Origin of the sequence: Rhodococcus sp. PvR099 (assembly GCF_017833315.1) — a bacterium.
Classification (GTDB): Bacteria; Actinomycetota; Actinomycetes; order Mycobacteriales; family Mycobacteriaceae; genus Rhodococcus_G; species Rhodococcus_G oryzae.
Genome location: NZ_JAFIBV010000001.1, coordinates 790,131 through 803,396, shown reverse-complemented (window position 1 = coordinate 803,396; position 13,266 = coordinate 790,131). Strand labels below are relative to the sequence as shown.

The following is a 13,266-nucleotide window of genomic DNA, read 5'->3' as shown; positions in this document are numbered from 1 at the left end:
GTCAGCGCACCGTCCTGCCGAACGGACCGGCCTGCGCCGGCTCCGGGGTACCGAACCACTGCGACTGACGGATGGTGCGCATGGCGTCCTTCCTGGCCTCCTGGTCCAGCCGGTCCAGGAACAGGACCCCGTCGAGATGATCGGTTTCATGCTGGAAACACCTGGCCAGGATCCCGGTGCCGTCGATCGTGATCGGCTCGCCGTACTTCGAGAAGCCCGTGGCGACGGCGTTCATCGCCCTGGTGCACTCGGCGCGCACGCCCGGAATCGACAGGCATCCCTCGACCCCGGTCTGGACCTCGTCACCGATCACGCGAACGGTCGGGTTGATCAGGTGTCCCGCGGCGCCCCCGCAGTTGTAGGCGAACACCCGCAGGCTCACGCCGATCTGAGGTGCCGCGATACCTGCCCCGCCCTCATCGTCCATGGTGTCCTCGAGGTCCGCGACGAGCTTGTGCAGTTCCCGGTCGAAGTCGACCAACTCGTCCGCGCGGGTTCGCAGAACGGGATCGCCGAACAGGCGAACGGGCTGAATACTCACGAATCTGCTCCCACGGTTCTCGTCATGTCTGGTCCGACGTCACGAACAGTCTAGGGAAGCCCGCGGGTCCCCCATGACACCCGCGCGCTCCACGACCACGAGAAACACTCCGGCCGCGGTGATGTACACCGCACCCGAAGGGGTATTGACTGGGCCCTGGCGCAATCCGAGTGCCGAACTTCGGTGCGCCGACCGTGAAGTTCCAACTCAGATGGAGGTCACAGTGGCGGGAACCACCGTGGCCGATCTCGGCATCCGTTCGGGTTCCCACAACACTCGATCAAAACTGGTTCGCGCACCTTAGGATTCGCGGCATGTCGTCCCCGAAGCGCAAGTGGCCCCGTCGTGTCCTGCTCGGTTCCCTGGTCCTGATCGTCGTGGCACTCGTCGGTTTCTTCACCATCGCGCCGGGCGCCATCGAGCGGAGCATGAACAAGGTGGTGCCCGCCGATCTTCCTGAGGTGACCGCGCAGACGCGGAGCCTCCACGACAGCCTGCAGATCGCGGACATGCACTCGGACACCCTGATGTGGGATCGCGACCTCCTCAAGCGTTCCGGCCGGGGCCACATGGACCTGCCTCGCCTCCAGGACGGCAACGTGGCATTGCAGGTCTTCTCGTCCGTCTCCAAGTCGCCGAAGGGCCAGAACTACGACGCCAACTCGGACGAGACCGACAACATCGAGCTCCTCACGATCGCCCAGCTGCAGCCGCCGCGGACCTGGGGCTCGCTTCTCCAGCGATCGCTCTATCACGCGGAGAAGCTCGAGAACGCGGCAGCGGATTCGGACGGTCAGCTCCGGTTCGTGAAGACGCGAGAGGAGCTCGCGGCGCTGCTCGCGGACCGCGCGGCGGGACAGAACGTGACCGGCGCCCTGTTCTCGGTCGAGGGTCTGCAGAACCTCGAGGGCAAGGCCGAGAACCTCGACGCGCTCTACGACGCAGGCATGCGGATGGCGGGTTTCACCCACTTCTTCGACAACGAGGCGGCCGGCTCGATGCACGGTGAGGCCAAGGGCGGCCTGACCGATCTCGGACGGACGGTCTTCGCGGAGATGGAGCGGCGCGGCATCATCGTCGACATCGCCCACGCCAGCCACCCGGCAATCAAGGAGATGCTCGAGCGTGCGACGCGGCCCCTCGTCGCGAGCCACGGCGGCGTGCAGGCCACCTGCAACGTCAACCGCAACCTCACCGATGACGAGATCCGCGGGGTGGCGGCCACCGGCGGCGTGGTCGGTATCGGCTACTGGGACGCGGCCGTGTGCGAGCTGACCCCGGCCGCCGTAGTCGACGCGATCGAGCACGTGATCGAGGTCGGCGGCCTCGCGACGGCGGCGCTGGGCAGTGACTACGACGGAGCGACCACGGTCGCCTGGGACACCAGCGAGATCGCGGTGATCACCCAGGAGCTGCGCGACCGCGGCCGCAGCGACGACGAGATCCGGGCGATCATGGGCGGCAACACGCTGCGCGTGATGGGCGAGGTGCTGCCCGCCGGCTGAGACGCCGCGGCACGCACGACCGGGTCAACTGCCGTCGCTGCTGCCGCCACCGAAGTTGCTCTCGTACATCATCTCGGGGATCCCGGTCCCCAGCGCCACCGGGGCGCAGACCGGTTCCGGGGCACCGGGATCGAGCGCACGGAGCACGAGGCCGATGGTGAACGGGTCGTAGACCATGTTCATGTGTCCGGTCCGGTCTTCCGGGCACAGCGCCTGGATGGTGACGTTCGTCGCGCCCCGGCCGCGCAGGGCGACATTCGACGCGGGCTGGATCATCTCGTCGTACTGGGTGCCGATGGTGGTGTAACTCACGCCCGGGACGGTGTCGGCGGGCTCGTTCAGCGCGTCCAGGAATGGTGAACCCTGGATCTGTTGGCCGACGGCCTGTCCGAGCACGGCCTCGATGGCCTCGGCCCCGCCAGGGATTCCGTCGACGACCGGAGCCAGCCCGTAAAAGATCCCGCCGTACGACGGCGACGCCACCCCGACCCACCGCTCGACCGCCGCGGCCCCACCGAGCCGGTTGACGAAGTATCTCGTCACCGTCGCACCCTGGGAGAAGCCGACCAGGTCGACTTTCTCGGCTCCTGTTGCTGCGCGCACCCGCTGCACGAAGTCCGCGGTCTGTTGACCACTGATCCGCATGTCCTCGGTCCCGAACGAGTCCCCGCCGGGCCTGCCCCCGTAGTTGAGGGCGAAGACGCAGTACCCGGCCGCCTTGAGCGCGGGCGATATCGCGGACCAGTCGGAGTAGGCGTTGGCGTCGGTGCCGTGCGCGAGGATCACCGGACGCGGATGCGCGCCGGATGGCTTGCAGGAAAAGTCGTTCGATCCGGGCGGGGTCGTGCCGGGATGCTCTCGGGCGAAGGCGGCCGCGTCGTCATGGGTCGCCTGCACAGGCCCGCGATTCTCGGGGACCTCGGAGATCGACCCGGCGCCCTGGGTCGTGCTGGATTGGGCGTCAGCGGACGAGAGCGGGAGGACGGCGGCGGCGCACGTCAGCGAGATGATCGCGACGACCCTGCGACCCGCTCCCACCCCTGACGCCCTCGTATCGATCCGGTTCACGATCCACATCATGCGCGCGGTGGCCGCGGCCCCGGGACCACCGGGCGGTCACGATTTCAGCACGGTCCGGTTGGGGTTCGGTCACCGATCACTCGTCGGGCTCGGACTCGGTCTCGTCCGAAGCCGGGGTGGTGGCCGTCGGGTTCGGATCATCGGCGAGAATCCGATACAGCGCCCGGCGGGACTCGGTGAGCACCTCGCCCGCCTTGCGGATCTGGTCCGGGGTCCCGACCGCGGCGACCTGGCCGGCCGCACCCATCAGCTGTCCGATCAGTCCGCGCAGGTCCTGCGCCTCCTGGCCCACCCCGGCGCTGACCTCGTCCCACGGGTTCCCCAGGTCTGCCTTGTTCTCCTCCACGTACGCGACGCCCGTTTCGGTCAGGCGCGCGGTCTTGCGGCCTGCCACCTTCTCGATCAACACCAGGCCCTCGTCCTCGAGCTGTGCGAGCGCCGGGTAGATCGAGCCGGGGCTCGGCCGCCACACGCCGTTGCTGCGCTCGACGATCCGCTGGATCAGTTCGTAGCCGTGCATCGGCCCCTCGGCGAGGAGCAGCAGCACCGCGGCGCGCACGTCGCCGCGCCGCCCGCGTCCACCGCGCCCGCGCCCACGGCCGAGCCGCTGACCGCCGGGACCGTGGCCGGGCCCGAAGGCCATACCAGGACCGAATCCGGGGCCGAATCCGTCGCGACGACGATCGCGCCCCTCGCGTCCGGGCCTGCGCCTGCCGCGCCCGTGGTCGTGCTCTCGTTGAATGTGTTCCATGTCAGCCTCCTACGACTGTTCGCATCAATTATGTCTTCGACGATATATCGACAAACAGTCGGTGGCAAGGGGATGGCTGGCCTCACACTCGAAATGGGTGTGACACGGGTCCCGCGTCAGCTCGAGATGCGGGCTTGAATGCCGTCGAGGAGGAAGTCGAGTCCGATGCGGAAGGTTTGGTCGGCGTCCAGGTGGACGCCGTCGCGAATGACCGTGGACAGCGCGGGGAATCGGCCAGAAGCGAAGGTCCGCTCGAGGTAAGGCCCGAAGGCGGTCTGCCACTGCGTCTTGTCCATCCCGCTGGCCCGCTCGGCGCGCTGTTCGGTGATTTCCCGGCGCACCGCGCCGATCACGTACGCATTGACCGCGTCAACCACCGGCATGATGGCGTCCACGTCGACGCCGCCCATCGCGGCCACCACGGCTTCCCCTCTTGCCAACGCATGCGGCCCGAGCTGGGGGCGCCCGCCGATCAGGTCGGCAAGCCATTCGTGCTGGTGAGCAGCCTGTCTGGTGGTTTCAGCAAGGGACCGCAAGACCTCTCGCCAGCCGTCTCCGGCCGGCCGCACCTCGGCGTAGACCGAATCGACCATCAGGTCGAGCAACTCGTCCTTGGTGGTGATGTAGCCGTACAACCGCATCGGCCCGACGTCCAGTGCGGCGGCAACCTTGCGAACCGACACCGCCGCCAGCCCGTCCGCGTCCGCCAGCCGGATCGCGGCTCGCACGACGAATCGGTGTATCGAAGGGGGCGACTGTGACCATCACCATTGTCGGAACCGGACTGGGCGGCCTGACCCTCGCCAGGGTGTTGCAGGTGAACGGCGTCGACGCCGTCGTGTACGAACGTGAGCTCTCGCGCGGCGCGCGTGGCCAGGGCGGCATGCTCGACATACATTCCGGGCAGCGAGCGCTGCGCGAGGCCGGCCTGATCGACCAGTTCGACGCGATCGCCCGCGGCGAAGGACAGGACATGCGCCTTCTGGAGCCGGACGGCACCTTGCTGCTCCAGGAGGACACGCCCGACGACGCCCCGCTCGAGAGACCCGAGGTCGACCGCGCCGATCTGCGCAACCTGCTGCTGGATTCCCTCCCTCAAGACGTGGTGCGCTGGGGGCACGCGTACGAATCCGCCGACAACGGCCGCCTTCACTTCGCCGACGGGAGCAGCGCGACGTATGACCTGCTGGTCGGCGCGGACGGCGCGCAGTCCCGGGTCCGCGCGCTGCTCACCGACGCCCGCCCGGCTCATATCGGGCAGAACGTCGTGGAGGTCGGCATTCCGGACATCGACCGCACGCACCCCGACCTCGCGGCGATGGTCGGGCGCGGCAACTACTGGGTGCTCGGCAACGGACTTTCCCTGGCGGCGCAACGCAACGGCGACGGCCGCGTTCGCATCGGCCTCAGCTTCTATAACACCGGTGAAGACTGGTTCGCTACCTGCGGGATCCCGTTCGATGACCCGGCCGCCGCCCGGGCGCGGCTGATCGACCTGCTCCCCGGTTGGGACTCACGGTTCACCGCGCTGATCGCGGCGTGCGACGACACGGTCGTGCCGCGGTCGATCACCACTCTCCCTGCCGGCCTGACGTGGCCGTCGGCGCAAGACGTCACGTTGGTCGGCGATGCCGCGCACCTGATGCCGCCGGTGGGAGAGGGCGCCAACATGGCGCTGCTCGACGGCGCGGTGCTCGGTCTCGCGCTGGCCACGCACCCGGACGACTTTCCCGCCGCCGTCAGAGAATACGAACGCGAGATGTTCGACCGCACCAGCGCTGCCGCCCGGATGTCCACACGCATGCAGGAAATCCTGATGTCGCCGGACGCCAGCCGGAGAATGCTCGCCTTCTTCCAACCTGGCTGAAATGACTCCGATTCACGGCCGGTGACCGCGGACCGTCCACGCCCGCGCGCACAGGAGGACGGCACCGGAGGCGTTCCGCGGGGTCGTGGCGCGAAGACTCTCCCGCAGGGCGGCCCGATGGTCCTCGGGCAGGCTCGCGCAGTACCCGGGGGCGGGACCCTGACCACCGAGGAACGGGCGCCAGAAGTCATCGAAGTCCGCGAAAACGGTGTCCACCTCGACCTGCCCCACCCTGACCCGGGTCAATCCCGCCGAACCGAACAGCTCGCGCAGTGGCTCGGGGCGGCACAGGGGGAACCGGGCTCCTTCGTCGACCGCGGCGGCGGCCGGGTCCAACTCGATGGCGGCGTCCCAGAACAGCCGGATCATGTCCATACCGTCCGCGTAGTCCCACACGTAGGAGGCGACCAGCCCGCCAGGCCGGGTGACCCGGATCATCTCGGCCAGGGCCGCCCACGGATCGGGTACGAAGTTGAGCACCAGCGCGGAGACGACCCGATCGAACTCGCCGTCGGCGGCAGGGATCGCGGCAGCGGAGCCGAGCCGGAACTCCGCACGCCCATCCGAACGAAGCGCGGCGGCGGCCAGGAACTGGGCCGAGGGGTCGACCCCGAGGACCCGCGTCGGCCGCTCCGTGGCCAGGATCACCTGCGTCAGCGAACCCGTCCCGCACCCGACGTCACACCACACGGCCGCGGGCAGCGGCGGCAGACCGCGAAGGAACTCGACGGCGGCCAGGCGGCTCCACCGGCCCATGTAGCGCTGATAGTCCTCGCCGCTCGCCCACTGCTCCGGCCGAGCTCCCATGGCACTCCTCGCGACCGACTCAAGAGGGTGAAACGCCCGCGCTAACAGTTGAATTCGCGGTACGCGAATCCATCTCGCCCGTGCAGCACCACCTTCGCCGGGTGATGCGCGTGCGCCAGTTCACGGGCGGCGGCGATCGCCTCGCGCTCGGTGCCGTAGTAGTTGTGCTCGCGCGAACCGTACTGGTGCACCTCCCAGCAGTGCGCCGCGTCGCCCTCGTGGGGCAAGACGTCGTAGGTCCTGCGCGTTGTCGATGGCGTTGCCCGCTTCATGCCGAGCCTCCTCGGACTCAGACGGTTGAACCACGAATCCACTTCCAGTGAACGCCCTGCCCGTTCCTGGCACAACCGCCGGTCCGTGGCCGCCGGTGGTGGCGGAGCGGACACCGAATGTCTACGCCTGCGGCGCGAAGAACTCGAGAGCGATGTTGTCCGGATCGCGGAAGGACAGACCGGATCCGTAATGTGCCGACTTGATCCCGCCATGCTCAATCCCAAGGGCGTCGAGCCGATCCCGCCATCGGGGCAGCTCGTCGGAGGAACACCGGAACGCGATGTGGTCGAGACCGACGTGCCGTTCATCGAATGTGGTGGGGGCACCACCGCCGGTGTGGGTGTGCAGTCCGAAGAGCATTCCGTCGTCGAGTGCGAACACCGTGTGGTGGAAGGTTCCCGACTCCTCGTCCTCGTCGAGCACTGGCGCCGCCCCGAACAATGCGCTGTACCACGCGGTGCTGGCGGCCAGGTCGGATACCGTGACGGCGATGTGGGCCAGGCCCGGGAAGCTGGACATCTTCTGCTCGATTCCTCGAAGGACTCGTTCCATGGTTGATTCCGCACCGGTTCTCAACCTATCGAGCAATGTTCTTCGGCGTGGTGAATCGGGAGGCCTCAGCCGATCCGGACGGGGTCGATCTGCACGCGGACCGACCCAGCTTCACGCCGGGCGCCGCGCACGGCCTGCGCCTCGGACAACGCCCTCGCCAGGGCGCCGCCGCTCCCCCGCGGCACCCGCAGCAGCATCCGCTCGACATCGGCAGGCTCCGGACCGTCACCAGAGAACGGCAACCGTTCGCCCGGCGGCAACGGCACCGGACCGAGCCGCTCCACCACGTCGGGCAGTGTCGCGTTCGCCAGCAACGCCTCGATCGCCTCGCGCGAGCCGTCCACCGCGGCGATGTGCACGGTCGGCGGGAATCGGACCTCCGCCCGCTCGTCGAGCTGAGCCTGGGCCGCGCCAACCGGATCCCAGCGCACCAGCGACTGGACAGTGGGCAGGCCCGAGTCGGCGACCACCACGACCCGCCCGCCCTCGCCGGCGGGACGCACCAGCGAGCCCGCGGTCATCCAGCGTCGCAGCGTCTCCTCCTCCGCCCGCAGGTCAGCCCGCCCCAGCAAGGCCCAACCGTCCAGCAGCAGCGCCGCCCCGTAGCCGCCCGGCATCACCGGCTCGGCCCCGACGGTCGCCACCACCAGCCGCGGGCCCGGCTTGACCGCCGCCGTCACCTCGGTCCCGCCGGAATGCGTCACCGCGACGCCGGGGAAGGCCCTGCCGAGCTCCTCCGCGGTCCGGCCCGCCCCGACGACCACGGCGCGCAGCGATCGCGACCCGCACGCGTTGCACCGATGGGTGGCGTCGGCGACGCCGCACCACCGGCACGTCGGGGTACCGGCACCGTCCGGTCCCACCGCCGACGCCAGCGACATCGGACCGTTGCACCGTCGACACCGGGCGGGCGCCCGGCACTTGCCACAGGCCAGGGACGGAACGTATCCGCGGCGCGGCACCTGCACGAGAACGCCCGCTCCCGCCTTGAGCGCCTCCCTGGCCGCGGCGAAGGCGATCGCGGGCAGTCTGGCCGCCCTGGCCCCCGGGTCCCGCGCCAGCGCATGATCACTATCGGCGAGGGCGGTGACCTGCGGCGACCTGGCCCGCACCTCGGCGCGGTCGGCCACCAGGTCGTGCGCCCAGCCCGAGTTCACCAGCGCCTGCGCCTCGGCGGTCCTGGCGTGACCACCGACCACCAGGGCGCAGCCGCTCGCGTGCGCCCGCAGCAGGGCCACCTCGCGGGCATGCGGGTACGGCGAGCGCGGCTCGGAATGGCTGTCGTCGCCGTCGTCCCACACCACGATCAGGCCGAGGTCCGGCACCGGCGCGAACACCGAGCTCCTGGTTCCGACCACGATCCGGGTGGTGCCCCGAAGCGCCGCGAGCCAGCGGCGGTACCGCATCGCGGGACCGAGTCCCGCCGCCAACGGGACCACCAGATCGTCGCCGACCAGGTCCACAGACGCGGCCGCGACCCGGTCCAGGTCCTTCTGGTCGGGCACCACCAGCACCGCGGTCTGACCGCGCGCCACGACCACCGCCGCCAGCTCGGCCAGCAGGGCGGGCCAGTCCTCTCCCGGAAGTGCCTGCCAGACCGCCCGCGGACCGCGGCCCGCCCGCACCGCCGAGACGAAGGCCTCGCCGTGCACGTAGCTCGACCAGGCCTCGCAGCCGGGTGACGGGGGAAGGGGCCCCCGCTCGGCCGTCGGCTCGGCCTCCACGCGCGCGTGCCGGGGCGGTATCGCCAGCCGCAGCACGTCCGCCCTGGTGCCCGCGTACCGCTGGGCGACGGCGTCCACCAGCGCGGCGATCTCCGGTGTCAGCACCCGCTCGGCACCGACAACGCGGTCCAGCCAGCCCAGCTTGCCGGGGTGCTCGCTGGTCGCGATGCGCTCGACTAGGAACCCGTCCACCAGCCTGCCCGCGAAGCGGATGCGCACCCGCACCCCCGGCTGGGCCTGCACGTCGAGCTCGCGCGGTACCCGGTAGTCGAACTCCCGGTCCAGGTGCGCGAGCGGCAGCATCGGGATCACCCTGGCGACGGGCAGCTCCGCCGCCGGTTCCCGTTCCGCGCTCACCGCCACTAAACGACCACCCCGTACCGACGGCACGAGCCGCCCACCGATTTCGGTGAGCGGCTCGTCGCTGTCGCCATCTAGAGTCCGGCGGCCGCGCGCAGCTTCTCGGCCCGGTCCGTGCGCTCCCACGGGAGGTCGATGTCGGTGCGGCCGAAGTGCCCGTACGCCGCGGTCGGCGCGTAGATCGGACGCAGCAGGTCGAGATCGCGGATGATCGCGCCTGGGCGCAGGTCGAAGACCTCGGTGATCGCCTTCTGGATCAGCGCCGGATCGGTCCGCTCGGTGCCGAAGGTCTCCACGAACAGGCCGACCGGGGCCGCCTTGCCGATCGCGTATGCGACCTGGACCTCGATGCGCTCCGCCAGGCCGGCGGCGATGGCGTTCTTGGCCACCCACCGCATCGCGTACGCGGCGGACCGGTCGACCTTCGACGGGTCCTTGCCGGAGAAGGCGCCGCCACCGTGGCGGGCCATGCCGCCGTAGGTGTCGACGATGATCTTGCGACCGGTCAGACCTGCGTCACCCATCGGCCCGCCGAGCACGAACTTTCCGGTCGGGTTGACCAGCAGCCGGACGTCGGCGGTGTCGAGGGTGGGCACGCCCAGCTCGGCGAGCACCGAGCCGAGCACCTTCTCGCGGATGTCCGGCGTGAGCAGGTTGTCGAGGTCGATGTCCGCGGCGTGCTGGGTGGAGATGACGACGGTGTCGAGCCGCACGGCCTTGTCACCGTCGTACTCGATGGTGACCTGGGTCTTGCCGTCCGGACGCAGGTACGGCAGCACGCCGGTCTTGCGGACCTCGGTCAGCCGGCGCGAGAGCCGGTGCGCGAGCGCGATCGGCAGCGGCATCAGCTCGGGGGTGTCGGTGCAGGCGTAGCCGAACATCAGGCCCTGGTCGCCCGCGCCCTGCCGGTCGATCTCGTCGTCGGTGATGCCGTCGACCCTGGCCTCGTGCGAGTGGTCGACGCCCTGCGCGATCTCCGGGGACTGCGCGCCGATCGCGATGTTCACGCCGCAGGAGTTGCCGTCGAAGCCCTTGGCCGAGGAGTCGTAACCGATCTCGAGGACCTTGTCGCGGACGATCTTGGGGATGTCGGCGTACGCGGTGGTGGTGACCTCTCCCGCCACGTGCACCTGACCGGTGGTCACAAGCGTCTCGACGGCCACCCGGCTGCGCGGGTCCTGTTCGAGCAGTGCGTCGAGAATGGAGTCGCTGATCGCATCACAGATCTTGTCCGGGTGTCCCTCGGTCACAGACTCACTGGTGAATAGCCGACTGCCGGACTTGCTCACAGATCTCCCTCTCGCCACAGCGTTGGTATTGCCCCACAGACCCTAGTGCGGGGTACGACGGATATGAACCATTGAAATCAGCAGAAAAATGAAATCAGCGGAAATGTATTCCCTCCGCGCCGGGGTCGGCGACAAAGGGTCTGACTTTCAGACTACGAGGCCGAACCGTTCTGTGCGTGCGCGCCCCCGCCACTGTCGAGCAGGGACACCAGGGCGTCGAGCACCCGACTGGCCATCAAGGCCTTGGAGCCGTACTCCAGCGCGACCTCGGAGCCGTCGGCGCCGAGCAGCCAGCCGTCGTTGTGGTCGACCTCGAACGCCTTGCCCTCCCCGACCGCGTTGACCACCAGCAGGTCGCAGCCCTTGCGGGCGAGCTTCGAGCGCGCGTGGGTGAGCACGTCGCCGTGCGCGTCGCCGGTCTCCGCCGCGAAGCCGACGATCACGGAGGTGTTCGGCAGGTCGCCGTCGCGTCGCGACCGGACGAGCCCGGCCAGTATGTCCTCGTTGCGGGTCAGCGGGATCGTGTCGGGCTCGTCGGCGCCCTTCTTGATCTTGCTGTCGGCGATGGTGGACGGCCGGAAGTCCGCGACGGCCGCGGCCATCACGACCGCCTCCGCTGCGACCGCCGCCTTGTCGACGGCCTCCTTCAGCTCACCCGCCGTGCGGACCCGGATCACCTCGAGCGCGGCCGGATCGGCCAGGTCCGCGGTGTATCCGGCGATCAGGGTCACCTCGGCGCCGCGCTGGGCGGCGAGCCGCGCGATGGCGTAGCCCTGCTTGCCGGAGCTGCGGTTGCCGAGGAATCGGACCGGGTCGAGGGGTTCACGGGTGCCGCCCGCGGACACCAGGATCTTGCGGCCGACGAGGTCGCGGCGCAGCGCGTCGGGACGCTCGAGCAGCAGGGTCGCCAGTCCGACGATCTCGTCCGGCTCTGGCAGCCGGCCCGCGCCGGTGTCCTTGCCGGTGAGTCGACCGGAGGCGGGCTCGATCACACAGATGCCGCGTTCGCGCAGGGTCGCCACGTTCGCGACCGTCGCGGGGTGCTCCCACATCTCGGTGTGCATCGCGGGCGCGAACACCACCGGGCAGCGGGCCGTGAGCAGGGTCGCGGTGAGCAGATCGTCGGCGCGACCGTGTGCGGCCCTTGCCATCAGATCGGCCGTCGCGGGCACGATCACCACCAGGTCGGCCTCCTGGCCGAGCCGCACGTGCGGCACCTGCGGGACGTCGGCGAAGACCCCGGTCTGCACCGGGTTGCCGGAGAGCGCCTCGAACGTCGCGCGGCCGACGAACTGCAGAGCCGAGTCCGTGGGGATCACCCGCACGTGGTGTCCACTCTCGGTGAAGCTGCGGATGATCGAACAGGCCTTGTATGCGGCAATTCCGCCGCCGACCCCGACGACGATGCGGCGGGGTCGGTCGGCGGAATCCGATGGGAGCTCGCTCACGGGCTCTGTATCACTCGCCTTCGGTGTGCTCGAGGAGGTCGGAGTGGATCTCGCGCAGCGCGATGGAGAGCGGCTTCTCCTGGAGGCCCGGCTCGACCAGCGGGCCGACGTACTCGAGGATGCCGTCACCGAGCTGGTTGTAGTAGTCGTTGATCTGGCGCGCACGCTTGGCCGAGTAGATCACCAGCGCGTACTTCGAGGAGGTGCGGGCGAGCAGCTCGTCGATCGGCGGGTTGGTGATGCCCAACGGGGTGTCGTACGCCGGGACGCCGTGTCGCTCGGCGTCGGACAAGGCTGCTTGAGTTGCGCTCACTGGCGAATCTCCTGTGGTGGTCGGCGCTTGTTTCAACTGCAACTACTTCTGAGAACTGCAGGTTCGAGCAAAGGTGCTGCTAGTCGAGATCGATACTGTCTTCTTTACAGAATCCTGAACGGACGCCGACTATCGCGGCGCTCCAACCAACAAGGATACCAACTCGTCGCACGCACGGTCGACATCCTCGTTCACGATGACCGTGTCGAACTCGTCCTTGGCCGCCAACTCGACCTTCGCGGTCTCAAGGCGGCGGGCGACGACCGCCTCGGACTCGGTGCCGCGACCGGTCAGCCGGGACACCAGTTCCTCCCAGCTCGGCGGCGCCAGGAAGGCAAGAATCGCCTCCGGCATCGCCGCCCGGACGGCACGAGCACCCGCCAGGTCGACCTCCACCAGCACGGGATGTCCGGCCTCGAGGGCCGCGATCACCGGCGCGGCGGGGGTGCCCGACCGCTGCAGCCCGCCGTGGATCTCCGCCCATTCGAGCATCTCGCCGGCTGCGATCATCCGCTCGAAGTCGTCGGCGGTGACGAACGTGTAGTCCTTGCCGTCGACCTCGCCGGGCCGCGGGTCTCTCGTCGTGGCAGACACGCTGAAGACCAGGTCGGGAAGTCGCTCGTGCAGTTTGCGGACCACACTCGACTTACCCACGGCTGAGGGGCCGGCCAGTACTACCAGCCGGCCCCTCTGCGCTGTGCTTTCCCCGCTGTTCGAAGCCGGGGTGGTCTTGCTGTTGTCTGACACGTTGTCTGT

Annotated in this window: 14 protein-coding genes; 2 read left to right on the top strand and 12 right to left on the bottom strand. The window is 69.5% G+C overall.

Going from position 1 to position 13,266, the window contains the following annotated elements; translation table 11 throughout:
• Position 1: 1 nt before the first annotated feature.
• On the bottom strand, positions 2–541 hold the full coding sequence (gene def, locus JOE46_RS03710) for a peptide deformylase (RefSeq protein WP_209926268.1): 540 nt from the start codon (positions 539–541) through the stop codon (positions 2–4).
• 314 nt (positions 542–855) lie between these two features.
• Here def and JOE46_RS03705 point away from each other — a divergent pair, with 314 nt between their 5' ends.
• Positions 856–2,046 carry a dipeptidase gene (locus tag JOE46_RS03705; protein ID WP_097209887.1) on the top strand — a complete coding sequence of 397 codons (1,191 nt, stop codon included), beginning with the start codon at positions 856–858 and terminating at the stop codon, positions 2,044–2,046.
• Positions 2,047–2,070: 24 nt separating this feature from the next.
• Here JOE46_RS03705 and JOE46_RS03700 read toward each other — a convergent pair whose 3' ends face one another.
• The 3 genes from JOE46_RS03700 to JOE46_RS03690 all read right to left on the bottom strand — a co-directional run bounded on the left by JOE46_RS03700 (position 2,071) and on the right by JOE46_RS03690 (position 4,605).
• Positions 2,071–3,114, bottom strand: coding sequence for an alpha/beta fold hydrolase (locus tag JOE46_RS03700; RefSeq protein ID WP_307861249.1), 1,044 nt, complete (start codon positions 3,112–3,114; stop codon positions 2,071–2,073).
• 88 nt (positions 3,115–3,202) lie between these two features.
• Entirely contained in the window at positions 3,203–3,877 is a 675-nt protein-coding gene (locus JOE46_RS03695; protein WP_097209888.1) for a PadR family transcriptional regulator, read from the bottom strand.
• A 116-nt stretch (positions 3,878–3,993) separates the two neighbouring features.
• Positions 3,994–4,605 (bottom strand): TetR/AcrR family transcriptional regulator, encoded by a 612-nt coding sequence (locus tag JOE46_RS03690; RefSeq protein ID WP_269590053.1) that lies wholly within the window; start codon positions 4,603–4,605, stop codon positions 3,994–3,996.
• 29 nt (positions 4,606–4,634) lie between these two features.
• Here JOE46_RS03690 and JOE46_RS03685 point away from each other — a divergent pair, with 29 nt between their 5' ends.
• The gene (locus JOE46_RS03685) at positions 4,635–5,744 is read left to right on the top strand and encodes an NAD(P)/FAD-dependent oxidoreductase (protein WP_209926266.1); all 1,110 of its coding nucleotides are present in this window, start codon (positions 4,635–4,637) and stop codon (positions 5,742–5,744) included.
• A 12-nt stretch (positions 5,745–5,756) separates the two neighbouring features.
• Here the strand turns inward: JOE46_RS03685 and JOE46_RS03680 are convergent, their stop codons facing one another.
• The 8 genes from JOE46_RS03680 to gmk all read right to left on the bottom strand — a co-directional run bounded on the left by JOE46_RS03680 (position 5,757) and on the right by gmk (position 13,191).
• Positions 5,757–6,551: a class I SAM-dependent methyltransferase gene (locus JOE46_RS03680; RefSeq protein WP_209926265.1), complete on the bottom strand. Its 795-nt coding sequence runs from the start codon at positions 6,549–6,551 to the stop codon at positions 5,757–5,759.
• A gap of 41 nt (positions 6,552–6,592) precedes the next feature.
• Positions 6,593–6,823: a DUF2188 domain-containing protein gene (locus tag JOE46_RS03675; RefSeq protein WP_169310482.1), complete on the bottom strand. Its 231-nt coding sequence runs from the start codon at positions 6,821–6,823 to the stop codon at positions 6,593–6,595.
• 121 nt (positions 6,824–6,944) lie between these two features.
• On the bottom strand, positions 6,945–7,343 hold the full coding sequence (locus tag JOE46_RS03670; protein WP_097209982.1) for a VOC family protein: 399 nt from the start codon (positions 7,341–7,343) through the stop codon (positions 6,945–6,947).
• Between the two features lie 98 nt (positions 7,344–7,441).
• Complete coding sequence (locus JOE46_RS03665; protein WP_307861248.1) at positions 7,442–9,457, bottom strand: primosomal protein N'; 2,016 nt, start codon at positions 9,455–9,457, stop codon at positions 7,442–7,444.
• A 77-nt stretch (positions 9,458–9,534) separates the two neighbouring features.
• A complete protein-coding gene (gene metK, locus JOE46_RS03660; protein WP_097209893.1) occupies positions 9,535–10,749 on the bottom strand; it encodes a methionine adenosyltransferase in 1,215 nt (404 codons plus the stop codon).
• Between the two features lie 152 nt (positions 10,750–10,901).
• Positions 10,902–12,197, bottom strand: a complete 1,296-nt coding sequence (coaBC, locus tag JOE46_RS03655; RefSeq protein ID WP_209926264.1) for a bifunctional phosphopantothenoylcysteine decarboxylase/phosphopantothenate--cysteine ligase CoaBC — start codon at positions 12,195–12,197, stop codon at positions 10,902–10,904.
• A 10-nt stretch (positions 12,198–12,207) separates the two neighbouring features.
• Positions 12,208–12,510 carry a DNA-directed RNA polymerase subunit omega gene (gene rpoZ / locus JOE46_RS03650; RefSeq protein ID WP_027499672.1) on the bottom strand — a complete coding sequence of 101 codons (303 nt, stop codon included), beginning with the start codon at positions 12,508–12,510 and terminating at the stop codon, positions 12,208–12,210.
• Positions 12,511–12,639: 129 nt separating this feature from the next.
• Positions 12,640–13,191 carry a guanylate kinase gene (gene gmk / locus JOE46_RS03645; RefSeq protein ID WP_097209984.1) on the bottom strand — a complete coding sequence of 184 codons (552 nt, stop codon included), beginning with the start codon at positions 13,189–13,191 and terminating at the stop codon, positions 12,640–12,642.
• Positions 13,192–13,266: the final 75 nt, after the last annotated feature.